Source organism: Aquimarina callyspongiae (assembly GCF_034322225.1).
In the GTDB taxonomy this organism is placed as follows: Bacteria; Bacteroidota; Bacteroidia; order Flavobacteriales; family Flavobacteriaceae; genus Aquimarina.
Genome location: NZ_JAXLPA010000001.1, coordinates 1,629,829 through 1,654,316, shown reverse-complemented (window position 1 = coordinate 1,654,316; position 24,488 = coordinate 1,629,829). Strand labels below are relative to the sequence as shown.

16 protein-coding genes are annotated in these 24,488 nt (G+C 32.6%); 5 read left to right on the top strand and 11 right to left on the bottom strand.

Features of this window, described 5'->3' with window-relative positions:
- Window positions 1-92 precede the first annotated feature (92 nt).
- The 6 genes from U0D62_RS06840 to U0D62_RS06815 form a co-directional block, all read right to left on the bottom strand.
- Entirely contained in the window at window positions 93-1,925 is a 1,833-nt protein-coding gene (locus tag U0D62_RS06840) for a M1 family metallopeptidase (protein ID WP_322194794.1), read from the bottom strand.
- A gap of 9 nt (window positions 1,926-1,934) precedes the next feature.
- Window positions 1,935-3,611: a S8 family peptidase gene (locus tag U0D62_RS06835; protein ID WP_322194792.1), complete on the bottom strand. Its 1,677-nt coding sequence runs from the start codon at window positions 3,609-3,611 to the stop codon at window positions 1,935-1,937.
- Window positions 3,612-3,624: 13 nt separating this feature from the next.
- Window positions 3,625-4,485, bottom strand: coding sequence for an MBL fold metallo-hydrolase (locus U0D62_RS06830; RefSeq protein WP_322194790.1), 861 nt, complete (start codon window positions 4,483-4,485; stop codon window positions 3,625-3,627).
- Between the two features lie 43 nt (window positions 4,486-4,528).
- The gene (locus U0D62_RS06825; protein WP_322194788.1) at window positions 4,529-6,787 is read right to left on the bottom strand and encodes a SulP family inorganic anion transporter; all 2,259 of its coding nucleotides are present in this window, start codon (window positions 6,785-6,787) and stop codon (window positions 4,529-4,531) included.
- Entirely contained in the window at window positions 6,788-7,642 is an 855-nt protein-coding gene (locus U0D62_RS06820) for a universal stress protein (protein WP_322194786.1), read from the bottom strand. It lies immediately after the preceding gene.
- Window positions 7,643-7,794: 152 nt separating this feature from the next.
- Window positions 7,795-8,265 carry an MORN repeat-containing protein gene (locus U0D62_RS06815; protein ID WP_322194784.1) on the bottom strand — a complete coding sequence of 157 codons (471 nt, stop codon included), beginning with the start codon at window positions 8,263-8,265 and terminating at the stop codon, window positions 7,795-7,797.
- 326 nt (window positions 8,266-8,591) lie between these two features.
- Between U0D62_RS06815 and U0D62_RS06810 the strand changes: the two genes are divergently transcribed.
- Window positions 8,592-10,424 (top strand): cation:proton antiporter, encoded by a 1,833-nt coding sequence (locus U0D62_RS06810; RefSeq protein WP_322194782.1) that lies wholly within the window; start codon window positions 8,592-8,594, stop codon window positions 10,422-10,424.
- A gap of 88 nt (window positions 10,425-10,512) precedes the next feature.
- Here the strand turns inward: U0D62_RS06810 and U0D62_RS06805 are convergent, their stop codons facing one another.
- Window positions 10,513-11,568: an endonuclease/exonuclease/phosphatase family protein gene (locus tag U0D62_RS06805; protein ID WP_322194780.1), complete on the bottom strand. Its 1,056-nt coding sequence runs from the start codon at window positions 11,566-11,568 to the stop codon at window positions 10,513-10,515.
- 190 nt (window positions 11,569-11,758) lie between these two features.
- On the opposite strand from U0D62_RS06805, the gene U0D62_RS06800 reads away from it, so the two are divergent.
- A complete protein-coding gene (locus U0D62_RS06800) occupies window positions 11,759-14,584 on the top strand; it encodes a TonB-dependent receptor (protein ID WP_322194778.1) in 2,826 nt (941 codons plus the stop codon).
- A gap of 29 nt (window positions 14,585-14,613) precedes the next feature.
- Window positions 14,614-16,053 carry a DUF5689 domain-containing protein gene (locus U0D62_RS06795; protein ID WP_322194776.1) on the top strand — a complete coding sequence of 480 codons (1,440 nt, stop codon included), beginning with the start codon at window positions 14,614-14,616 and terminating at the stop codon, window positions 16,051-16,053.
- A gap of 92 nt (window positions 16,054-16,145) precedes the next feature.
- On the opposite strand, the gene U0D62_RS06790 is transcribed toward U0D62_RS06795, so the two are convergent.
- From U0D62_RS06790 to U0D62_RS06780, 3 genes are all read right to left on the bottom strand, one after another.
- The gene (locus U0D62_RS06790) at window positions 16,146-16,952 is read right to left on the bottom strand and encodes a DUF3050 domain-containing protein (protein ID WP_322194774.1); all 807 of its coding nucleotides are present in this window, start codon (window positions 16,950-16,952) and stop codon (window positions 16,146-16,148) included.
- 56 nt (window positions 16,953-17,008) lie between these two features.
- On the bottom strand, window positions 17,009-20,149 hold the full coding sequence (locus U0D62_RS06785) for a CRTAC1 family protein (protein ID WP_322194772.1): 3,141 nt from the start codon (window positions 20,147-20,149) through the stop codon (window positions 17,009-17,011).
- Between the two features lie 293 nt (window positions 20,150-20,442).
- Window positions 20,443-21,417, bottom strand: coding sequence for an endonuclease/exonuclease/phosphatase family protein (locus tag U0D62_RS06780; protein ID WP_322194770.1), 975 nt, complete (start codon window positions 21,415-21,417; stop codon window positions 20,443-20,445).
- Between the two features lie 103 nt (window positions 21,418-21,520).
- On the opposite strand from U0D62_RS06780, the gene hflX reads away from it, so the two are divergent.
- Window positions 21,521-22,729: a GTPase HflX gene (gene hflX / locus U0D62_RS06775; RefSeq protein WP_322194768.1), complete on the top strand. Its 1,209-nt coding sequence runs from the start codon at window positions 21,521-21,523 to the stop codon at window positions 22,727-22,729.
- Window positions 22,730-22,760: 31 nt separating this feature from the next.
- On the opposite strand, the gene U0D62_RS06770 is transcribed toward hflX, so the two are convergent.
- Complete coding sequence (locus tag U0D62_RS06770; RefSeq protein ID WP_322194766.1) at window positions 22,761-23,786, bottom strand: DUF3078 domain-containing protein; 1,026 nt, start codon at window positions 23,784-23,786, stop codon at window positions 22,761-22,763.
- Between the two features lie 252 nt (window positions 23,787-24,038).
- Here U0D62_RS06770 and U0D62_RS06765 point away from each other — a divergent pair, with 252 nt between their 5' ends.
- The gene (locus U0D62_RS06765; RefSeq protein WP_322194765.1) at window positions 24,039-24,467 is read left to right on the top strand and encodes a GNAT family N-acetyltransferase; all 429 of its coding nucleotides are present in this window, start codon (window positions 24,039-24,041) and stop codon (window positions 24,465-24,467) included.
- The last annotated feature ends 21 nt before the right edge of the window (window positions 24,468-24,488 follow it).

Sequence of the window (24,488 nt, the reverse complement as noted above, 5' to 3'; positions counted from 1 at the left end):
AACCCTTTAAAAACAGGGTATGAACAGTAAAAAAGCCTTTTCTAAACAATTAGAAAAGGCTTTTTTTAGAAATTATTAAATTTCTTAAATTTTTATTGCGAATAGCTATTATTACTATTATTTACATCAGCTAGCCTATTACTAATGTCGATAGTAACAGATTTTATTTCAGATTTTGGTTTGGTAAGATCCAATTTGTAAGTAGGATGTGTCCATGGCCAATCAGATACTTGAGTTCTTTTTATAGAAGGGTCTGGATTTGCTTTTTCTCCACGCATCATTCTTAAAGGAATGTAATAAGATTCTTTTGTACCATCAGTATATTCAACATATAGGTCAATAGGCATTGGCATTAATCCAATACGTTCTAATGTAATCTGAGTTGAATTATTATCTTCTGTTACATCTTTGATAGCATAATCTACAGTATTTGTAGTTTGTGTCCAATCAGTAAGGTACCAGTCTAATTGTATGCCTGAAACTTTTTCTGCTACTCTTTTAAAATCATTAGGAGTAGGGTGTTTGAATTTCCACTCATCAAAATATCTATTGATTGTCTTAGCTAGATTATCTTCTCCTATTATATATCCTAATTGTGCCATAAAAACGGCACCTTTTGAATATGCAGATGCACCATAAGCAGCGTTACGATTATAACGATCTGCTTGTGTAGATTGAGGTTGTTCTATTCCAGAATTAGCTAATTGAAAGTATCCTTGATATAAACCACCTGTAGGATTAGATTTATTTTGCTTCATAACATCATTCATTGCCAGTGTAGAAATATATGAAGTAAACCCTTCATCCATCCATTCGTGTTTAGATTCATTGGTAGCCAGAATATGTTGGAACCAGGCGTGAGCCATTTCGTGTGCAGTTACACCTACAAGGCTACCAAAACTTCTTTGCCCTGTGATAAGCGTACACATTGCATACTCCATACCTCCATCACCACCTTGAATGATTGAATACTGATCATAAGGGTATTTTCCTATGTTTTTACTGAAATACTTCATTAAATCTACAGATTTTGGTTGAAGGTTTTTCCAGTTTTCAAGAATGTCCTTATTGTTTTTATATAAAAAGTGTAATGTAGGTCCGTTAGGAACTTGTACTACATCATGTATATAATCTGGATCTGCTGCCCATGTAAAATCGTGTACATTAGGAGCTTTAAAATGCCAGGATAATTTTTTTCCTTTTCGTTTTACTTTGGTTCCAGGCTTTTCATAACCATATCCTATTTCTTGTGGATTTTGTAGATATCCTGAACCACCAACAATATAGTTTTTATCAATATTTATGGTTACATCAAAATCACCCCATACTCCATGAAATTCTCTTGCGATATATGGGTGTGCGTGCCACCCTTCAAAATCATATTCTGCTATTTTAGGATACCATTGGGTCATTGATAAAGCAACTCCTTCTTTATTATTTCTTCCGGAGCGACGTATTTGTTTAGGAACTTGTCCTGTAAACTCCATAGAAAAATTCACTTTTTCTCCAGGAAGTATAGGTTTATCTAATTTCACTTCTAATACGGTTCCAGAAGTCTCATAAGTTAATGCTTTTCCGTTTTGCGTTAAGGATGAAACTTTAATATATCCTATTTCTTCTGGAGTAAGCTTACTTATTCTGTCCATTACTCTACCATCTGGATCTGGTAGGTTTAAAGAACGAGTATCCATTTCACTTCCAGGTTGGAAAGCATTAAAATATAAATGATAAAAAACCTGATTTAAAGTGTCGGGAGAATTGTTGGTATATTTTAATTCTTGAGTTCCTTTATACTGGAAGTTCTCTACATTCATATCCACATTCATAGTATAATCAACTTGTTGTTGCCAATATGAAGTGTTATTCTGGGCAAACATGCATAGGGTTACCAGAGAAAATCCAAATGAGATTAGTTTTGAGTTCATAACAATTAATTATTTAGACACTTTATCAGCTAGGATAAATGCGTTATAAAGGTTTACCATTTTACTTGATTTAGACAGATCAGAAAATTTACCGGTCTGTATTGCGTTTCCTCCGATAACTACAGAGGCTTTTGTACTTAATCCGCTATCCATAAGTATTTGCTTAACCTGAGAAGCTTTTAGTTTTGGATAATATGAGCGAATCAAAGCAGCTACTCCTGCTACTGCTGGAGCTGCCATTGAAGTACCTTGTAGATATTCATAAGAGTTATTAGGGGTTGTAGACCAAATTTTTACACCAGGAGCAAAGGCATCTACATTATTTTTTCCATAGTTTGAAAAATCAGCCACTAAATTAGAACCATATTTATAATTTAAAGCTCCAATTGTTATGAAGTTATTAGCAATTTCTGAAGTGTTATCAGATTGATCATTAGGGTACACGGCTTTTTTATCTAAGTCTATTCCTTCATTTCCTGCTGCATTCACAATCAATACATCTTTTTGCGCTGCATATTTTATTGCTTCCCATACCCATTCAGGGTGAGTAGAGTAATATTTACCAAAACTTGTATTTATTACTTTGGCACCATTATCCACTGCATATCGTATGGCTAGTGCAATATCTTTATCATATTCATCTCCATCTGGTACTGCTCTCAAAGACATAATTTTTACATTTTGAGCTATACCATTCATACCTTTTCCATTATTTCTCTCTGCGGCAATAATACCAGCTACGTGAGTACCATGTTTAATACCTTCTTTTTGTGGATCAGGCCCCATAACATTGTTATTCCCATAGTCAGTATCAGAAATATCATCAACGTTATCTCCTACGCTTTTTCTTCCATCAAATTCTGTATTTAGGTTATAGTTTAATTGATTTGTAAAGTGATCGATACCTTCTTTTAAGTTTTTAATAAGATCCGGAATTTTTTCACCTTCATCAAGAAAACCAAACATCTGAGAGAGAAATGCTACGTTTTGTTGCATTTCAGGAGTTTCGGCTTTTGCTTTTAATAATTCTTGTTGAGAATAATCTTCTTTTCCGATAACTTCAGAAATGGCTTTATGAGAGATACTAGCTTGATTATAAATCTGCTCATATTGATTTTTATTACCTAAAGATTCCTGGTATTCTTTTTCATACTCTGCTTTGGCCTGTATATAATTTTGATACTCTTCTTTGTCTGACTGAGCAACAGAAGCTAGGTTTTTACCAACGTATTTAGGTTTTAATTTCTTGATAATTCTTACAAACTCTAGATTTTCATCTTCAGAATCACCTAAGAAATTCCAGCCGTTGATATCATCTATATAACCATTATTATCATCGTCTTTGCCATTTCCTTTTATTTCTTTTGGATTGGTCCAAATTACTCCATCGAGATCTTCATGTTCAATATCAACACCACTATCGATAACACCAACAATAACAGTTTGTCCTTTTTTGTCTTTAATAAGCTCACTGTAAGCTTTATCAACACTCATACCAGGAATTGTATCCGAAACCAGGTCTAGTGAGTTCCAGTTTTTTAACTGGGTATCTGATAAATCTATATTCTTTAAAGGGATCGTATCAATATTTTCAATCGGAGTTGAAATAATATTAGGTGCTCCACAGCCAACAACAATCATTGATGAAGCAATAGCAACATAGGTTCTCTTTGACAAGGCAATCATTTATTTTAAAATTTTAATTAAATATTTCATTACAAGTAAAAACTTCTTTTAACCGTACTCCTTTTTCTGTATGTTGTACGGTAATAATTTCGTTATGAGCGTCGTGTTCAAGAAACAAATACCAATTATTTGTGGCAGCGTTTTCCAGGAACAGTTTTTTTTCTGGTAGTGTTAGTAATGGTCTTGTATCATATCCCATAACATAGGGTAGAGGAATATGACCAGCAGTTGGTAAAAGATCGGCCATAAAAACAATAGTCTTATCCTTATACTCTACATGGGGGATCATCTGCTTTTCTGTATGACCATCTGCAAATAGTACGCCAAAGCCTAATTCTGTATTTTTTTGGAAAGCCTCACCGGTTCTTGAAACAAAGTTAAGATGACCACTTTCTTGGATAGGAAGAATATTTTCTTTTAAAAATGATGCTTTTTCTCTGGCATTAGGATCTACTGCCCAGCCCCAATGATCTTTATTGCTCCAGATTTTTGCGTTTTTAAAAGCTAACTCATATCCTGTTTTTTCGTGGTTTCTTTGTACAACTCCACCACAGTGATCAAAATGTAGATGAGTGATAAAAACATCTGTAATATCATCTCTATGAAATCCTTTAGAATCAAGAGATTTATCTAAACTGTCGTCGCCCCATAAAGAATAATAACTAAAAAACTTTTCTGATTGTTTATCACCCATCCCAGAATCAATAAGAATTAACCTATTGCCTTCTTCAATAAGTAAGCATCTGGCAGCGATGTCAATCATGTTTTTTTCGTCTGCTGGATTGGTTCTAGTCCATAGAGTTTTTGGTACTACACCGAACATGGCACCGCCATCAAGTTTAAAATTTCCTGCTTTTATGGAATGTAATTGCATAGTTATTAAATAAATCTTTGCAAAATAGAAAAAATGATGAGGATCAGGATTTAATTTTCAAACTTTTTAACAATATTTCACCATATTGAATGCCAGATATAATTTTTTCTAATCGAATACCATAATCCAATAAAGCTTTAACTTCTTTGATACTTGCTAAACGTTCTTTTTGCATTAGTAACAAATTGTTACCATTACACTCGATATGATAATAAGGATTACTTTCAAAAAACAATACAAGTTCATCGGTGAAAAACAGTCTTATATTATCAGGGTTTTCTCCTAGTAGAAAAAATCTTTTCGAAAAATCCGGATGATCTTCGATAGGTATATCTTTAAAACCTGCAAATTTGTATATAAACTCGAGAAGACCCTCTCTATCAAGAGTAAATTTAGGAATTTCGGTGTTTAATTTTATCGTCAGAACAGTCGCTCTTATTATTTTTCTAGCAATAAACTCTCCTTCTGAATACTCAATATCTGAAATCTTAAAAGAACATCGATTATTATAAATAGTATTATGAAGATAACTTGTTTTTTTAGTCTTAAAAAACACAAAATCATTGAGATCTATACAATTTGTATCCTTGGTAGCATTATAATTCCATCCAAAATCTGATGCAATCATTTTAAGGCCTTCTTGACGTTTTGTAAGAGAAGTACTGGATTTGGATTTTTTTGAGAATGAAATTAAACTTCTTATCGCCATAGGGTGCTCTGACGATGTTTTATGAATATCTAATCCGATGATTTCAAGAGAACCTCCTTTTCGTTTAAAACTTTCTTGATAGCCAATTAAATTTTCTTGTACCGTGTAATCCACAAAATCGCAAAGAGAAAAATCTACTACAGCGTCGCTACTTTCAGGAATTGTATCTATTTTTTTTCTTAATTTATTATAATTAAGAAAACTTGAGAAGTTCTTAACACTTACGAAGTAGTTTCCATTAATTTCTTCTTTGAACATCAACACATTGGGTTTGATGAGGTTTCTTGCAAAAAGCATTACACTTTTATTAAGAATAAAGTGGATCAACACTGTGGTTAGAATCCCAACAAGAATTCCAGTTATTAGATTGGTAACTATCGTTGCAATAATAGTAGCTGCAAAAATAAATACTTGTTCTCTACCAATTTTAGCAACATCTTTTAGGTTTCTGGGAGCAGCCAATTTGTACCCGGTATATACCAATATAGCAGCCAGTGCAGTAAGTGGGATTCTACTTAGTTGATCTTGAAATAATACAACAAACAACACTAAAAATACTGCATGAAAAAAGTTTGCAGAACGATTGCTACCACCATTATTAACATTAACAGAACTACGAGCAATTACAGTAACTACGTTAAGTCCACCGATAAAACCACTTACAATAGATGCAACGCCTAATGCGGTAAGGTCTCTATTTACATTTGATCTTCTTTTCTCTGGATCTAATTTATCAACCGCTTTAATACTTAATAAGGATTCGATACTAGAGATCAAGGTTATAGCTAATACAACTCCAATAAATTTAACCTGAAATATCATAGAAAAATCTGGAGAAGGAAACCCAGAAAAAACTTTGTCCGGAATCTGAACCAAAAGCTTTTCTTGTATTGGATAAGAATCTGTAGAGAAAAACTCATAATAGTAGCTTAGTCCAACAGTCAATAGAACAATCCACATAGGAGCGGGGATGAGCTGCAAGTATTTGTTTCGTATTTTACCATAAAATACCATAATCAATAAGCTAATTATTCCTACAATTGCGGCAATGAGAACACTTTTATCAAAAGAAGAATAGAGAGAGATAATACTTGTAGGGATATCACTAAGTAATGAAACTGTATCTCCTTTTATACCAGTATTGGCTATCATAACATGAAATTGCTTTGCAAAAATACTTATACCAATTGCAGCGAGCATTCCTTGAATAGCAGATGATGGAAAAAAGTCACTTAAAGTCCCCAGTCTTAAAATTCCGATTAATATCATTAGAACTCCAGCGCATATGATTGCAGCTAGAGTAAAAAGATATCCTAAATATAAATCGCCATTTCCTAATGTGGTTATTGCACCTAATAAAACGACAACCAGGCCGTTTCCAGGACCTGCAATAGTAACATTAGAACCACCAAATATGGATACTATAACACCTCCTACAATAGCAGCTATTACCCCAGCAATCGGAGGAGCTTCTGATGCAAGTGCTAATCCTAGACCTAATGGCAAGGCAATTAATGAAACTACAAAACCAGAAAAAATATTCTTAGGCAAGGTCGAGATAAAAAGAGATACGTTGTTTTTATTTTCTTTCATTTATCTCATTATTAATACATCGGTTGGTAACTCTGATAAAATATATTCTAAGTCATGAGGAAAGAGACGATCCCAAAAAGATGTTTTTACAGGAGCATTCATAATTAACATATCTGCTCCAACAATTTTGGCATAATGACCTATAGAATATCCTCTTTTTCCAAAAATAGGTTGGGTTTTTACCAAAACATCATGTTTTAAATCACCTGGAGCTTCTTTTAGAATTTCATGAACCCTGAGTTCTCTTTTTTTAGCTAATTGTTCTTTAATTAAAGTGTCCTTAAGTAAGGATTTGTCATCTTCTACTACAACATGTACTTCTTGTTGAGATATTTCTTCAACAATTGTTAGTTTTTGAGTTCCAAGGTTTTGTGCAATTTCAAGAGAGTTTAGAATAGTTTGAGACGACTTGTCATCTTCTAAACCATTTACTACAATATGGTTACAGGGGCGTAAATCTTCTGATGGATTAATTAACAATAACACAGAGCAATGTGCTTTTCTAGTTATTTTTCTCGCAATAGATCCAATGTAGAATTTAAGAAGATCTTCTCTTGGAATAGCTCCCAGAATAATAAGATCAGCATTATTCTCTTTAGCTGTATTTACAATGGTTTCAACGGGATCTCCTTGTTTCCAGATGATTTGTACTTTCTCGTCATCAGAAAGACCAGAAATAAGACCTTTTATTTTATTTTCTTTCTCCTCAGTTTTTTCTCCAACATGAACTATAGTGAGCTTAGAATCGAAAAAATCTACCATTCTCATGGCTTCATAGATGTTGTTCTGAAGATTAGGGGAGAAGGCTACGCCTATAAGAATGTTATTAAATGTATGACCTGTTAATGGATCCAAATTAAAATATGCTATTTTTTTCGGGGCAGAATATAGAGTTAATTTTTTAAAGTAAGGGCAATTTGAGCGTTTTTTGATAGGATAGCACCAAAAAACAAACAAAAAGTGTCACTGAAGATACTTTTTGTTTGAATTAGAGATATAATAACAGATTATTTTTTCTTTTTGGCTTTGATGTATTTATCCTGTTCCCAAACACCTTCTTCGGTAACAACACCTTGATTATCATATTTTTTACCCTTACCGTTCTTTTGGTTTAATTTCCATTTTCCACTCCATTTGCTTCCATCAGAATGTATCATAGAACCTTTACCGTGTCGTTGATTATTTCTAAATGAACCTTCATAACGATTTCCATTTGGCCACGTATAAGTACCTTTTCCTGAGATTCTATTTCCAGAAAATGATCCAGAATATGAAGATTTGTCAAACCAGGTTATATTTCCTTTGACTAGATTACCACCAAGAACTTCAACATCTAAAAAAGCACCTTTTTCTGTAAATTTATGCCACCCATCCGGTAATAAACGCAGTGTAGATAAAGGGACAGTATTTAATTCTTGAGCACTTAATTGTCCTAAGGCCATGATTAATAATCCAAATAGTATTACATATTTTTTCATGTGTGTATAATTTTATATAAAATTGATATTCAACTTTTTAAACATTTAAAGAGCACTGTTTCTTTTTAAATATTTCTTGGTATTTATCTTATTTTCTGTCGATACTGAATGTTAAGACTTACATTTTGTGACATGGAATTTGATGATGTATTAATTTGTAAATTATAAAAATGTCAACAGGCACATTTTTCTTTAGAAGACTAATTAGGTTTTAAAGCACTATTGATAAAACTGGTTTAATCTTTATGAATTCTTTCTAAGGTTAGTTTATGTAATTCTAAAAAAATTACGATCTTTCTTTTGTTTAAAATTATAAAAGCACAATAATGTTAGAACTAGCAGGGATAATTATATTAGGGATTTTAGCACAGTGGGTAGCCTGGAAATTTAAAATCCCAGCCATTTTACCATTGATTCTTATTGGGCTATTGGTTGGACCATTAGCAACATTGTTTACAGAAGATCATAGTAAACTAATTCAACCTATCTGGGACGGAACAAAAGGGTTGTTTCCTGGAGAGAGTTTGTTTTATTTTGTGTCTTTAGCGATTAGTATTATTTTATTTGAAGGAGGACTTACTCTTAGAAAAAGTGAAATATTAAATGTAGGATCTGTAATTATTAATTTGATTACTGTAGCTGTTGTAATCACTTTTTTTGGAGCAGGAATAGCAGCACATTTTATTTTTGATCTTAGTTGGCCAATATCCTTTTTGTTTTCTTCATTAATTATAGTGACTGGGCCAACAGTAATTACTCCAATTTTAAGAAACATTCCGTTAAAAAAAGACATATCTGCAGTTCTAAAATGGGAAGGGATATTAATTGACCCGATAGGAGCTCTAGTTGCTGTTTTGGTTTTTGAATTTATTAGAGCAGGAGGTGGAGAAGAGTTTACGTTTACCGCATTAATAGAGTTTGGAAAAATTGTATTGTTCGGATTCACTTTTGGATTCACTTTTGCTCATGCATTGGCTTTTGCAATAAAAAAGAATGTGATTCCGCATTATTTATTAAATGTTGTTACTCTTGCATCGGTATTGGCAGTATTTGTTTTATCGGATGCATTTGCCCATGAATCTGGATTATTGTCTGTTGTGATTATGGGGATGGTTTTAGGAAATGTTAATTTACCCAACCTCGAAGAAATCCTGTATTTTAAAGAATCATTGAGTGTACTTTTAATATCCATTCTTTTTATTCTTTTATCAGCAAATATTAATATACAAGACCTGGAATTGATTTATAACTGGAAAGCAGTTTTACTTTTTGTGAGTGTTGTTTTTTTGGTCAGGCCATTGGGTGTGTTTTTAAGTTCCATAAAATCAGGACTTAAAACAAATGAAAAACTTTTTATTAGCTGGGTAGGTCCAAGAGGTATTGTAGCAGCAGGGATCGCATCCTTATTTGGATTAAAATTACAAAAAGAGGGTGTTGCCGGATCCGAGTATATAACTCCTTTAGTATTTATGATTGTATTAGGAACTGTTTTATTAAATGCTACTACTGCACGTTTTTTTGCTAAGGTTGTGGGGGTTTTTCTTACTAAATCTGAAGGAATATTAATTATAGGTGCTTCAAAATTTTCAAGACTAATCGCTGTTTATTTAAAAAACAACAATCGACATGTAGTATTAGTAGATAGCAACCGTGATAACATAAAAAAGGCCAAAAACCTGGGAATTGAAGCTATCGAAGGAAGCATTTATAGTGATCAACTTCAAAATAATGTTGAACTCAGTGACATAGGGTATTTGATGGCATTGACAGGTAACAGTAACATTAATAAATACTCGATTAATAAATTTAAAAGTCAGTTTGGTGAAAATGGTTCATTCAGGCTTATAACAACCGAGGAGATGAATGATCCTGAAAACAATCCTCAAGAAGGATTATTTTCTCATACTGATGACTATTACAGATTAATAGAACTTGTAGAAAAATATCCAGGGATTTCTGAAATAAAAATTGAAAACAAAGAGCATTATTCTACTATTATCGAGCTTACCAAAGATGAGGATATTATACCTCTATTTATTAAAAACACAAATAAAAGTATTAGAATCATATCTTCATATAGCGAAGAAATAAAGGAGATCGAGGAAGGAAGTTACCTTGCATATTTGGGAAAACCCATAGATGTCGAAGTGATCGATTAAGTAGTAATTAAGTATAAAAAACACTTCAATATAAAAAAGCTCAAACCAACGTTGGTTTGAGCTTTTTTACAAATACTAATAAATTTCTTTATTTTTTCTTTTCCTTAATCAAATATAAATAAACCGGAAAATGATCACTATATCCACCAGTATAAGCACCATTGGCAAAGCTACGATATGGATATCCTTTATATCTTCCTCTGGGGTTGGATAAATAATTTTTATTAAATACCCCAGACTTATAGTAGCGATAAGTAGAATAATCTTCGCCTAGTAGAGCTTTTGAAATTATGATTTGATCAAACAAATTCCAGCTGTCTCTCCAGGCTAATGATCCAATACCTTTTTTGGCCATAGCAGCCATGGGATTATAGAGTCCTCTGAGTTTTACATTCTCTTTTTTGGCTTTTGCAGCTAATACTTTTTTAACACTTGTATTATCAGGATCATCGTTAAGATCTCCCATGGTAATTATTTTTGCATAAGGATCGATATCAAAAAGAGAATCAATAATTTTTTTGTTGAGCTCTGCAGCTTTTTCTCTTTTATGTCGGCTTCTTGCTTCTCCACCACTTCGTGATGGCCAGTGATTAACGATTACATGGATAAGATCACCATCTAGTTCACCACTAACTAATAATTGGTCTCTCGTATACACACGTTTTGTAGCATCATTGTTATCATAGATAATCAGTTCGTGAATGCTAGTGTTTTTGGGTCTAAAAATAGATTTTTGATAAAGAAGTGCCACATCAATTCCTCTTCTATCAGGGGAATCATAATGTACGATACCATAATCTTTAGGTAGAAGAGCAGGCTCATTAGCAAGGTCTTCAAGCACTTTTCTGTTTTCTATTTCAGCAACACCCAAAATTGCTGGAGCATTTTTTGTAACATCAGCACCTATCTCTGAAATTACTTTGGCCATATTTTTCAATTTGTCCTTATAGATTTCCTCTGTCCAGTGATCTTTACCTGTAGGAGTTCTATCGTCATCATAGGTAATAGGGTCGTTTTCTGTATCGAAAAGATTTTCAAGGTTATAAAAGGCAATTGTATTAACTTTATATGTTTTCTTTTCTTGACCTAATAGAGTTAAAGAAGACACGATTAAAGTAACTGATAATAAATATTTTAAATTCATCTTTTAATGAAGTATTAACTAAATGTAAATTATAATGCAATCTGTGGGCCAAAATTAGCTTTTCTATTTAAAACATGTACTTTTGCGCGGCGGAAATAATATTTTCTTAACTAAAAACCAGTATTTAATGAAAGTGTCACAACTCAAAAAGAAGCTATTCTTTTTACTAATTTTATTAAACCTTTTTGTTATGCACGCACAGCAAACAGGGTTAAAAGGTAAAATTGTTGACGCGACCACAAATGAAAATCTTTCTGGGGCTATTATTACAATTGAAGGAACTGAAATTTCTACAATTACTAATAATCTTGGAGAATTTGATTTTGGGAATGCTCAACTTCCATTAGGAGAACAAATAGCGTTGATATCCAAAGAAGGGTATATTGCAAAACGTTTTCCTATCACAATTAACGAAGGAAGTATTTTAGATCTTAAAAAAATAGATCTGGACTACGATCTTAATCAGGAACAGATACAGATAGGTACCATAAGCCTTTCTGATAATGAACTTGATGATGGTGATGATGATGCATCTTTTAATGTATCAGGATTATTACAAGCATCAAGAGATGTATTTTTAAATGCAGCAGCTTTTGATTTTAGTGCTACGTTTTTTCGCCCTAGAGGATTAGGAAATGAAAACGGAAAAGTTTTGATTAATGGGATCGAAATGAATAAGCTGTTTAACGGAAGACCTCAATGGGGTAACTGGGGAGGATTAAATGATGTACAGCGTAATCAAGAATTTTCTATAGGTATTTCGGCAAACGATTATACGTTTGGAGATCTTTCTGGAACTACCAACATTATCATGAGAGCGTCTCAATACCGTAAAGGTGGTAGAGTATCTTATGCATCTTCTAATAGAAGTTATAATGGCAGAATCATGGGTACATATAACTCTGGTTTAATGGCAGACGGATGGGCGTATTCTATTTCTCTTTCTCGTAGATTTGGTAATGAAGGTTTTATAGATGGAACATTATATGATTCTAATTCATTTTTTGCTTCTGTAGAGAAAAAAATAAATGATAAACACAGTCTGAATCTTACTACTTTTTATACGCCTAACCGAAGAGGTAGATCTACTTCTATTACCGAAGAAGTTTTTAACTTAAAAGGACAAAAGTATAATCCCAACTGGGGATACTATGACGGAGAAAAGAAAAACTCTAGAATTCGTGAAATAGAAGAACCTGTTGTAATGTTAAATCATTATTGGGATATATCAGATAAGTTTAGCTTAAATACAAACTTTGCCTATCAAACAGGAAAAATTGGTAACAGCCGATTAGACAATGGAGGTACTGATTTATCAATAGGTCCTGACGGGCAAGAATCTTTTATTGGTGGAGGTAGAAGTAGAGATACCAACCCAATTCACCCAAGTAATTTACCAAGTAACTATTTGCAAGATCCTAACCCAACAGCCTTGGATTTCCAAAATGCATTTTTGGCGCAACAAGCATTTGTAAGAGATGGTCAGTTAGACTGGAATCGATTAATAGAAGCTAACCAGTTGAGTGCTCAACAAGGTGGAAACTCTACTTATATACTATATGAAGATAGAAATGATGATACGCAGTATACCGTAAATATGATCTTGAATGGTCAACTTACTGATAACATCTCATTAAATGCCGCTGTTAATTACAGAAACTTAAAAAGTGAAAACTTTGCTGAAGTATTAGATTTATTAGGAGGAACAGGTTTCTTGGATGTAGATTTATTTGCTACATCAGCTCCAGGTTTTTCTCCAAGTGAATTGGCAGATAGAGCGCAAAGTGATTTACGTAACCGTAACCGTGTTGTTGGTGTAGGAGATCGTTATGATTATAACTACGAGATGGATGCCAATACAATTAACGGTTTTGCTCAAGCTCAGTTTAAAACAAATAAAGTAGATTTTTTCTTAAGCGGAAATATTTCTCAAACTTCTTATCAAAGAAATGGATTGTTTGAAAATGGATATTTTCCAGGAAGTGAGTCTTTTGGAAAAAGTGAAAAACTAGATTTCACTAATTACGGGGCAAAAGGAGGATTTACTTATAAAATAGATGGTCGTAACCTAATTGATGTTCATGGAGCTTATTTTACAAAAGCCCCAACGATTCGTAGTGCTTTTGCCAATGCAAGACAAAACAATGTTACCGTTGCTCAATTAACAGGAGGAGAGCAGGATAGCGAAAAAATTCAATCGATAGATGCAAGTTATATTTTAAGGACACCAAAGCTAAAAGCCAGATTAACAGGGTACTATACTAAAATACAGGATGCAACCGATATCTCATTCTTTTTTACTGAAGCGATATCAGGTTCTGATGTAGGGTTTGTACAAGAGATCTTGACTGATATTGATAAATTGCATATAGGTGCAGAATTGGGTATCGAATATCAAATTACTCCTACTATTAAATTAAAAGGAGCTGCGGCGATAGGACAATTTACTTATGACAACAACCCTAACCTGATTTTAACCAGCACCAGTGATGCCTTTACTGAATCACAAGGTATAAGACCATTAGGAGAATCTGCATTAAAAGATTATCGAATTGCTGGGGGACCACAAAATGCAGCACAAATAGGTTTTGAGTATCGTGATCCTAATTTCTGGTGGTTTGGTGCTACAACTAACTATTTTTCTAATGCTTACATAGACGTAAGTCCATTTGCCAGAACATCAAACTTTAACCAAGATGTAGATGGTTTACCATTCAATGACTATGATGATGACATTGCCAGAGAGTTATTAAGACAAGAAAAGTTTGATGACTATTACCTTGTAAATGTAGTAGGAGGTAAATCCTGGAAAGTAAAAGATTATTACATAGGTTTCTTTGCAACGATCAATAATGTTTTTGATGAAGAATATAGAACCGGAGGATTTGAACAGGCCAGAAATGCTAACTATAGATTAGCATTAGATGAATCACAGCGTGATACTCCTGTATTTGGACCAAGATACTTTTATGGATTTGGTACTTCATATTACCTCAATGTATATGTAAGATTTTAGTAATGAACACAACAAAAAAATATTATAAAATGAATTCTAGTAACTTAATTAAATTTTTAAGCGTTTTGATGATAGCGGTTACTTTTACCGCTTGTGTAGAAGACGATGATTTTAACACACCGCCATTGGTGATAGAAGAACCTAATATCCCTGCAAATAATAAAATGGGTGTTGATGCTGTATTAGGAATCTTGGCGCAAGAAATAGCAGATGAAAATGATCCAGATGCAAAAGTGACTTTTGAAAGCAATGATATGTACATGGAAGGTTATGTAGTATCAACAGATAAATCCGGAAACTTTTTTGAAGAATTAATCATTCAGGACAGAGCAGAAAATCCTACAGGAGGAGTAAGAGTATTAATTGATGTTAATCCATTATTTACTACCTATGAATTTGGACGTAGAGTATTTGTTAAACTAGATGGTTTATCAGTAGGTATAGAAAATGGAGTTCCTACTCTTGGAGTTTTGGCAGGTGATGAAGTAGATCAAATACCTTCTTTTTCTCAAAACGAAGTTATTACAAGATCTTCTGAAACAGTTACTATTACACCATTAGAAATCGCTTTTGAAGATTTTTCTGATGATTTAGTAAATGTATTTATTAAGGTTAACGATGTACAATTTAATAAAGATGCTGTATTAGGTAATAATCCACTTACATTTTCAGGAGAACCTACAGATGAGTTTGATGGAGAAAGAACTTTAGAAAGTTGTGCTACTGGTGCTACAGCTATTTTAAGCACAAGTACTTTTGCTGACTTTAAAGGACTACGATTACCAGCACAAAGAGGAAGTTTTGAAGGTGTTTTGACTAAGAATTTCTTTGGAGATACTTTTAACCTAGTTCTTAACGGACCAACTGGATTAGTGTTTGATAATGCAGAAAGATGTGATCCTATAGAGCTTACTTGTGGTATTGCAGCAACAGTTGGAGCTACAAATCTATTCTCTGATGATTTTGAAACACAGAGTGTAAACTCTATCATATCAGGTAACGGATGGACAAACTATCAACAAGCAGGAACTGAGACCTGGGAAGCATATACTTCTGGAGGTACAAACGCTTCTTTAGGAATATCTGCCAGAGTAGGATCGTTTAATTCTGGAGATGCCAGTACAATTGCCTGGTTGATCACTCCACAGATCGATTTAGATGCTCAAGAAGGTGAAACTTTAAGATTCCAGACGTCTAATAGTTTTTCTGATGGTAGTAATTTAGATCTATTATTCTCAAAAGATTGGGATGGTAACCCAGATAACATTGCTTCTGCAACTTGGGGTATTATTACAGATGCTACTATTGTTCAGGATTCTGATTTCTTTGGAGATTGGATAGAATCTGGAAACGTAGACTTATCATGTGAGAGTGGACAAATTTATATCGCTTTCAGATATACGGGAAGTGGAGATTCTGATTTTGACGGAACTTTTGAATTAGATGAAATTAGCATAGACGCGAACTAAGCGTTATAACTATCAACTTTAAAACCCCTTTGGATTCTAAATCTAAAGGGGTTTTTCTATATATAGTTTTTTGGTAGAACCTACTATTTTAATTATAAAGTAGTCGTAAGAGGTGATGTCTGCGTATTATAGTTTTTATTTTGGATTAACTCATTAATAGCATCCCATAGACTAATTCTTTTGATTAAAGATTTTTTGGCAACAACAAGGGTTTCTTCCCATTTGTTTAAGTCTTTACCACATAATTCTGCGATCATTTGTAATGATAGAGGTCCATGTTGATCGCCATCTAGTTCGATATGTCTTTCTAAATAATATATCAATTTGTTATACAATGTATTTTCGGGATCTGATTTTTTTAAGATCTCGACAAACATATCCGGAATAACATCTTCTCTACCAAAAGTAAATGCAGATGCAATCATATGAGGTTTATCGGTTGCGATTATATCAAAAGAAAATTGTACAAAATCTAATGTCTTTTGATTTACCGTTAACTGATCTAAAGCAGTATTAATGGTATTTCCAGAGTCGATTAATTGGATTAATTGGTTGATTTGAGAAGTATCTGCATTGATTTGATCCATTGCCTCCAGATACATTTCAAAATGGCTTTTAGGCGCTCCTAATTCGTTAATGTCGCTTTCTTCGCCATGTACAATCTCATTTATAAACCTAGCAATCGTAGGGTTTTTTACAGGAGTCCAAGGTATTGAAACATTTGTAAGTTTTATTTGAAGCGCTTTGAGTAAAGACATAAAATCCCAAACGGCAAAAACGTGGTTTTCCATAAAGATTTTAATATCATCTATGCTCGATAAATTATCGTATAATTTATGGTTTTTTAATTCTTCTCTTAGTTCTTGCAGTTCAATTTCTATATATGATATGTGATCCATTTATAAAGTAGTCGTTTTATGAGAGGTATATGGTAGTAGATTAATTATAAATATATTTATTGAATAATACGGATTTGATTAGGATAGGAAATCTCATATGAAATATTGGCTTTTAGATTTTTAATATCGTAACGCTCCCCATTACTCCATCGAATTTCAACGTTTACACTAGTATCCTTTCCAAGTCCAAAATGTTGTACTTTAGGATGAACAGACAAGTATCCTGTGGTACTATGAATTTCTCGCCATATGTTTTTATGATTTTTACTATTTAAAACCATTGATGAACCTATGGCATCTCTATTAATTTTAACTTTTGGATCGCCAATGAGTTTTATTTTAATCCAGTTATTAGTGTTTGAGTTTTTATTTTCCAACATATTAGCGCTATCATGATAATTATTCACGATAATATCTAAATCACCATCATTATCATAATCAAAGTAAGCAGCGCTTCTTGCATTACTATTAATATCAACTCCAAGTTCTGAAGCTTTATTGATTAACTCACCACCATCATTTACAAAAAAGACATTTTTTTCACGATTACTTTCAGCATAAGTAACAGTTTTAGATCTTTCTTCTCTTTCAAAATAAAAAGGATTTTCGGCAGAGTATACACTAAAATCGTTCATTCCATTTAAACAATACAGATCCTCATCACCATCATTATCATAGTCAAAGAAATCTGCATCCCATGACCAGCCAGTTGCAGAGTATCCTCTTCCTACATTGGTAGAGAGGTTATAATTATTTAAGCTATTATTTTTTACAGATGATAAGAATAAGTCATTGGCCTCTATTGTTCTGATATTTGCCATTTTTTGAGGATCAAACTTCATTTGAGTATCCTGATTGGGATTTACATATTTCTCATCTTTTTGCATCACTACAATATTAGAGATGTAAAAATCAGGATAAAGATCTCTATTGAGATCGGTAATCCCTACATTCATAGAATATGATGGTTTGTCGGTGCCAAGTTGTTTACTAACCTCTTTAAACAAGCCAGTATTGCTGTTGAGGTAGTATTTATTAACACCAAAATCGTTTCCAACAATGATATCCTGTAAACCATCCTGATTGATGTCTGTATGACCAATCGCTTGTGTCCATCCAGAATTTGCAGTAGTGTTTTGCGTAAAAGGAATTTCTTCAAAAACAAAATTCCCCAAATTTCTAAATAATTTATTAGGCATCCCATTTTGATTATCACGACTTAATATCGGGAGTGTACCTTCAATATAATTTCCAAAATAACCGATAAAAATATCTAATAAACCATCATTATCATAATCTAGTGCTGTAGCAGGTCCGGCCACCGCATTTTCACCACCTAGGTTGGCAGATTGACTAACATCTTCAAAATGGGTACCATCTATATTTTTGTATAGTTTATGACGATCATTTACATAAGTGATAAAGATATCTTGAGTGCCATCATTGTTAAAATCAGCAATGATAGGTTGCCTTGGTTCACCAAACGAGTTGAGTTGATTATTCCAGTTATTGATGTTACTTATATCTGTAACATCTTTAAAATAGTTGCCTTTTTCAGAATTTAAGAATAGTTTATTACCAAAACCACCAAGTAATAATACATCAATCAGTCCATCACCATTAATATCTTCACAAGCAATACCAGAACCTCCAAATGCTGGAGGAATAGCTAATTTAATTTTTTGTTCTTTATACGATGTGGTATAACTTCGGATAAGTCGGTTTAGCCAATCAGCAGATTTGTGTTCAAAATGAAGATTTGTTTTATTATTTACTTCTTCGAACCCATAAGTTTTCTCAGAATGAGAAGTAGAAGAGTTGATATTTGTTTTTTTGGTATCTGGAGCAAAGGAGTTATAAGAGTCAATAAGTGATTGGATTTGTTTAAATCCTTGCGTAATATCTTGTGTATCTAAGACCTTTTTTTGATTTTCTTGAGAATATATCCCGGCCAATCGTAAAGCAAGAACACCCATTTGAGCAATACCTTCTACCATTAATTCTGCCGCATTAGGATCTAAACTTTTTAAAGGTTGTTTATCTAAATCTGCTAGTGAATATTTTAAAAGATTCCAATGAAATCCGCTATCTCTGAAAGAATCCAGATCATATGATTCCAGCGTTATTTTTTCTTTTTGGTTGTTAGGGAAAAAGGTGACATCTTCAAAAGCATTGGTATAAGAAGGCAAGAAGTTATATAAGGCAGATTGTACATCATCAACCCTTATTAAGAGATGGTTTTTTTTGATGGCATACGATTCTGATTGCTTCCATAAAGCATTAGTAAACTGTATTAGAGATTCTAAATAATAATTTTTTAAAGTCGTAGAACCTACAGAATCTATTGGCCACTTTTGTCGTGCAAAATATACTTGTACATTTCTTAAAAACACACTTGCGTTTACCTGATTATACTTTTGGTATGATGCTATTTTTTGTTTAATAACAGCTTTTATAACATCATGATTACTATTGGTAATTTTAATTGTATTATTAGGCTTTAGATATGCTATGGATATAGGTTTCTTGTTTTTTTTAGATTGTTGTAATACTAATATCCAGCTGTCTTTTATGAGTTCTTTAGTGATGTATTGTAAGTTTTTATTACGAGCAATATTATCAGCAATTTTTAAAGTAACCAGTGTAACCAGATTTACATAATCGTTAACCAGAGGGATACTCTCCTTATCAAAAGATAGCAAATCGTTTGTAGGAAAAAATAGTGCGTCTTGTTCTACAGATAATAATGAGCGATATACATATGAAATAGAAGAATATTGATCAAAATCTTTTTTTAAGATTTCGATAAATTTATTGTCAAATTTATATAAAAAACTACCCGTCCTATTTTTACCAAAGGATGACAAAGAATTTATTACTGGTAATAAATATTTTGCTTTAATTACTTTATCATTATTAGCTTTAGCTTCTAGCGAGCCTTGCTTTTTGAGATATAGTATTAATTCTTTTTGGATTTCGATTTTAAAGTTTCGAGCATTTTCTTCTAATGGTGTGCCATACATAAAATCTTCAAGTCGATTTGCTGTGGCATAACATTTTGGATCTTTATTTTTTTCGAGCTCTTGTATTTTTTGGATGATTTCTAAGAAACTAGAATCTTCCTGGGCATAACTCACAAATAATACAGATATACAAGCAAAAAAACTGATATATGTGTTCTGAAATCGATATCGCATTCTATTGAGATATTTATAGCAAATAAATGTAAACAAAGATACCACAAATTAGGAATCAACAGCCCTAATGTGATAACCAAAACTAAACCTTATTCGAGTAGAAATACGTATAGTATATCATTGTGTTCTTATTTATTTTTGAAAGTTCTACAACGTAAACAAGCACATCAAAATGAAAGTTTGGATTGAGAAATACCGACTGGCAATTGCCTTATTAATCTTTTACGCAGGTATTTTATATGTGTTGATCAAAACGATTTTTACATAAAAGAATCTTCATCAGATTTATAGTATTAGTTATTTAGTTTTAACTGTACATAAACAGGAAAATGATCACTATATCCACCTCTATATTTTCCTCCGGCATAGGTTCTAAAAGGAGTACCCTTATAGCGACCCTTATAAATTTTTAAAAAGTCATTATCAAAAATTGCAGCTTCAGAGAAGCTATGGTTGCCTTTTTCATATTTATGAAAATTATGACTAAAAATGATTTGATCAAATAAATTCCATCGACCTCTATAGCTTAGTGTACCTCGATATCTGGTATGCAACCATTCCATAGGGTTATATAAATCTTGCTGTACGAGATGTTGTTTTACACTTTCACTAGAAGGATCGTCATTAAAGTCACCCATGATCATGATTTTTGCATTTGGGTTTTCGCCAATAATACGATCTATGATTTCACGGTTCTTTTGTGCTGCAGTAATACGTTTATAAGCGGTGAGTTCTGCACCATCTCTTCGTGATGGCCAGTGATTAACCAAAATATGAATTTCTTCATTATTAAGATTTCCGGTTACGTGCAAAATATCACGGGTATAATCTCTTTCGCCATTTTCATTGTCTACCAATACTTTAATACTTTCTGAATAAGTAACCTCAAAAAAATCTTTTTGATATAATAAACCAACATCTATTCCTCTCTCATCTGGAGATTCATAATGCACCACACCATAATTTTTATTAATAAGATGTTTTGTGCGAGCTAGATCTTCTAAAACAGCTTTGTTTTCTACTTCGGCAACACCTAAAATTACTGGTGCTTTTCCAGTTTTATTAAAACCAACATTAGAAATAGCTGTACCTAATTTAAAAAGCTTTTTTTCATACCGTTTTTGATTCCAGTTTTTTTCTGATTCAGGCAAAAAATCATCATCCAAGGTATGTGGATTGTCTTTTGTATCAAAAAGGTTTTCAAGATTATAGAATGCTACAGTATATAAGTTGGTAGTTTTTTTTCGGTAATAAAATTTATTGGCCATGCTATTTAATTTTACAAGAAACTATTTGGAGTATAGATTCGACAGGTATAATGTTGTACTTTTGTACATTTGATTATAAGCACAATATAATAAAGATTTATTGATGTTAGAGAAGCAGGATGTAGCATATGAGAAAACAGTTCTAATAGGAATTGTTACCAAAAATCAGGATGAGGAAAAACTAACAGAGTTTTTGGATGAATTAGAGTTCCTTACTTATACCGCAGGAGGTGAAGTTGTAAAACGTTTTACGCAAAAAATGGACATGCCTAATTCTAAAACTTTTATCGGTACCGGTAAAATGGAAGAAGTGCAAACCTATGTAGAACAAAACGATATTGGAACTGTAGTTTTTGATGATGAATTGACACCAGGACAACTACGTAATATTGAACGAATATTAAAAGCTAAAATCATAGATCGTACTAATTTGATCCTTGATATTTTTGCACAACGCGCACAAACCAGTTATGCACGTACTCAGGTAGAATTAGCACAATATCAATATTTATTACCCAGATTAACCGGTTTATGGACTCACTTAGAACGTCAGCGAGGTGGTATTGGTATGCGTGGACCAGGAGAAACAGAAATAGAAACTGACCGTAGGATAGTGCGAGATCGTATTTCTTTATTAAAAAAGAAATTGTTAACGATAGATAAGCAGATGGCTACACAGCGAGGTAATAGAGGAAAACTCGTAAGAGTTGCATTAGTAGGGTATACTAATGTTGGTAAATCTACCCTTATGAATGTTATTTCTAAAAGTAATGTGTTTGCAGAAAATAAACTGTTTGCTACTTTAGATACTACAGTAAGAAAAGTTGTTATCGGCAATCTCCCTTTCTTATTAAGTGATACCGTAGGGTTTATTAGAAAACTACCAACACAGTTAGTAGAAAGTTTTAAAAGTACACTGGATGAGGTACGAGAAGCAGATTTATTGTTACACGTGGTTGATATCTCACATCCTCAATTTGAAGATCATATTGCATCTGTAAATAAAATCCTTAGTGAAATAGATTGTACTGATAAATCTACTATTATGGTTTTTAATAAAATAGATGCATATAAACATGAGGTTATAGATGAGGATGACCTGGTTACAGAAAAAACCAAAGCGCATTACACACTTGAAGAGTGGAAAAAAACCTGGATGAATAAAATAGGAGATCACGCATTATTTATTTCTGCAATTCATAAGGAAAACTTGGAAATCTTTAGAAAAAGAGTGTATAAAGAAGTTCGTGAGATCCATGTAACACGTTTTCCTTATAATAATTTTTTATATCCTGAAATTGTAGAGGAATAGGAATATTGAGCTTTTAAACTAAAACAGAATATTAAAACTCATAATTCAATCCTAATCCGATTACTTCTCTAATCTGGAATCCAGAAGTGGCATTATCATCATAGATAGCCTGAAACGCAAAATTACCCGAGATGTATTTATTAACAACCAGGTTGAGGTTAAGGGTATAGTCAATATCTATATTATATGGATCTTCAATATAGTTGGAGTAGAGATTAAGAATGTTCTCTACAGTGATATTTTTTACCAGTTTAAATTTGGCATATGCAGCAAAAGAACCTCCAAACTCGAATCGTGAATTTTTGCCCGCATCAACTCCAAAATAATCTCCATCAACGTAATCAGGACCACTGGTAAACTGATCATCTACAAAGATCATACGAGAGGTAACAGGTGCAATATTGATATTGAGGTTATCACTTTTTTTCCATAATAATCCAGGACCAATTTGTATAAAAGCAGGGGAGAAGAAGTGGGTTTCTTCGGTTCTAATGGTTTCATCAGTATCGGGATCTTGAGAAAATCGATATCCTTTTGCAAATTGTGATCTAAAATTGATAAACAAAGAATAATTCCACAAACTTTGACGTATTTGTTGCCCTAATCGAGAATTTAATTCAATACGATCATTAGTTTTTCTGGCAAAATTTTCTCCTCTTAAAAATGTGAGTCCGTAATCTGCCAGAATTTTATTATCCCAGGTAAGACTATTCTTTTTGTAGTTAAATTCATAATTAACTGCAGCATTACCCGCAATGTTTGAGGTTCCTCCTCCTTGCCAGTCAAAATTAAAAGCAGATTGGTTAAATAGCAATGAGAATTTACCCTTTGCTCTCCAACCTATATGCTCAGGTTTCTTTTTTTTTGGACTAATTTCTTTTAAGATTTGTTTTAAAACGATACTATTAAGTTCGTTAGGAGTTTTTGCTAAAAGACTATCGAGGGATTTTTTTAAATTTATCTGAATAGAATCCAGATTTTTTACTTTTTTTTCTTCCTGACCTAGGCTCTTAGCAATACAAAAACATAAAAAAAATATGAAAATCGGTTTTTTCATAAAGATAATAGTGAACTTAACAAGCTGCAAAGATACTTGTTGTAATTAGTTTTTCAAATCTGGTTGAGTTAGTAACTAAAGAATGATATAAAAGAGGTTGAGTAGTATTACACTTAAAAACTGATGTTTTTTTTGAATATTACAATTTAAGACCAAAAAAGTATTAAAATTACATCATTATGCCGGTTATATTTTGAAGTGAAAAACCCCAAAAGAATCCTTTAATTCAAGATACTTATTATAAAATATGAGATGGAGATAGAATTAATTAAAGCACAAGATACAGATAAAGATTTCTTACTCAGATTAAGAAAGTTAACGATGGTAGAACATCTGGAAAAGGCAGGTTTATATTTATCAGATGAGGAGCACATACAAAGGATAAAAAAATATTTTGAATGCTCTCGTATCATTTTGTATTTAACTAAAAAAGCAGGCCTTATAAAGTACTTAGAAACTGATGATACCATAGAAATACTACAACTACAGGTGTTACCAGAGTATCAGGGAAAAGGAATCGGAAAGCATTTGTTAAATGAATTATATACAAAAGCTAGAGGAAGAGAGAAAAAATTAACTCTAAAAGTACTAAAAGATAATCCTGCAAAACACCTGTATGAACGCACGGGATTTAAAGTTATAGGCGAAGATGATTATGAATATTATATGAAATTGTCTTAAGGATATAAAATCAAAAGAGCG

Excerpts from the sequence above, each read along its gene's own strand:
- hflX (WP_322194768.1), top strand. The coding sequence starts at position 21,521 with ATGTTAGAGAAGCAGGATGTAGCATATGAGAAAACAGTTCTAATAGGA.
- U0D62_RS06810 (WP_322194782.1), top strand. The coding sequence starts at position 8,592 with ATGTTAGAACTAGCAGGGATAATTATATTAGGGATTTTAGCACAGTGG.
- U0D62_RS06765 (WP_322194765.1), top strand. The coding sequence starts at position 24,039 with ATGGAGATAGAATTAATTAAAGCACAAGATACAGATAAAGATTTCTTA.
- U0D62_RS06815 (WP_322194784.1), bottom strand. The coding sequence starts at position 8,265 with ATGAAAAAATATGTAATACTATTTGGATTATTAATCATGGCCTTAGGA.
- U0D62_RS06790 (WP_322194774.1), bottom strand. The coding sequence starts at position 16,952 with ATGGATCACATATCATATATAGAAATTGAACTGCAAGAACTAAGAGAA.
- U0D62_RS06795 (WP_322194776.1), top strand. The coding sequence starts at position 14,614 with ATGAATTCTAGTAACTTAATTAAATTTTTAAGCGTTTTGATGATAGCG.
- U0D62_RS06770 (WP_322194766.1), bottom strand. The coding sequence starts at position 23,786 with ATGAAAAAACCGATTTTCATATTTTTTTTATGTTTTTGTATTGCTAAG.
- U0D62_RS06785 (WP_322194772.1), bottom strand. The coding sequence starts at position 20,149 with ATGCGATATCGATTTCAGAACACATATATCAGTTTTTTTGCTTGTATA.
- U0D62_RS06840 (WP_322194794.1), bottom strand. The coding sequence starts at position 1,925 with ATGAACTCAAAACTAATCTCATTTGGATTTTCTCTGGTAACCCTATGC.
- U0D62_RS06780 (WP_322194770.1), bottom strand. The coding sequence starts at position 21,417 with ATGGCCAATAAATTTTATTACCGAAAAAAAACTACCAACTTATATACT.
- U0D62_RS06805 (WP_322194780.1), bottom strand. The coding sequence starts at position 11,568 with ATGAATTTAAAATATTTATTATCAGTTACTTTAATCGTGTCTTCTTTA.
- U0D62_RS06835 (WP_322194792.1), bottom strand. The coding sequence starts at position 3,611 with ATGATTGCCTTGTCAAAGAGAACCTATGTTGCTATTGCTTCATCAATG.
- U0D62_RS06830 (WP_322194790.1), bottom strand. The coding sequence starts at position 4,485 with ATGCAATTACATTCCATAAAAGCAGGAAATTTTAAACTTGATGGCGGT.
- U0D62_RS06800 (WP_322194778.1), top strand. The coding sequence starts at position 11,759 with ATGCACGCACAGCAAACAGGGTTAAAAGGTAAAATTGTTGACGCGACC.
- U0D62_RS06825 (WP_322194788.1), bottom strand. The coding sequence starts at position 6,787 with ATGAAAGAAAATAAAAACAACGTATCTCTTTTTATCTCGACCTTGCCT.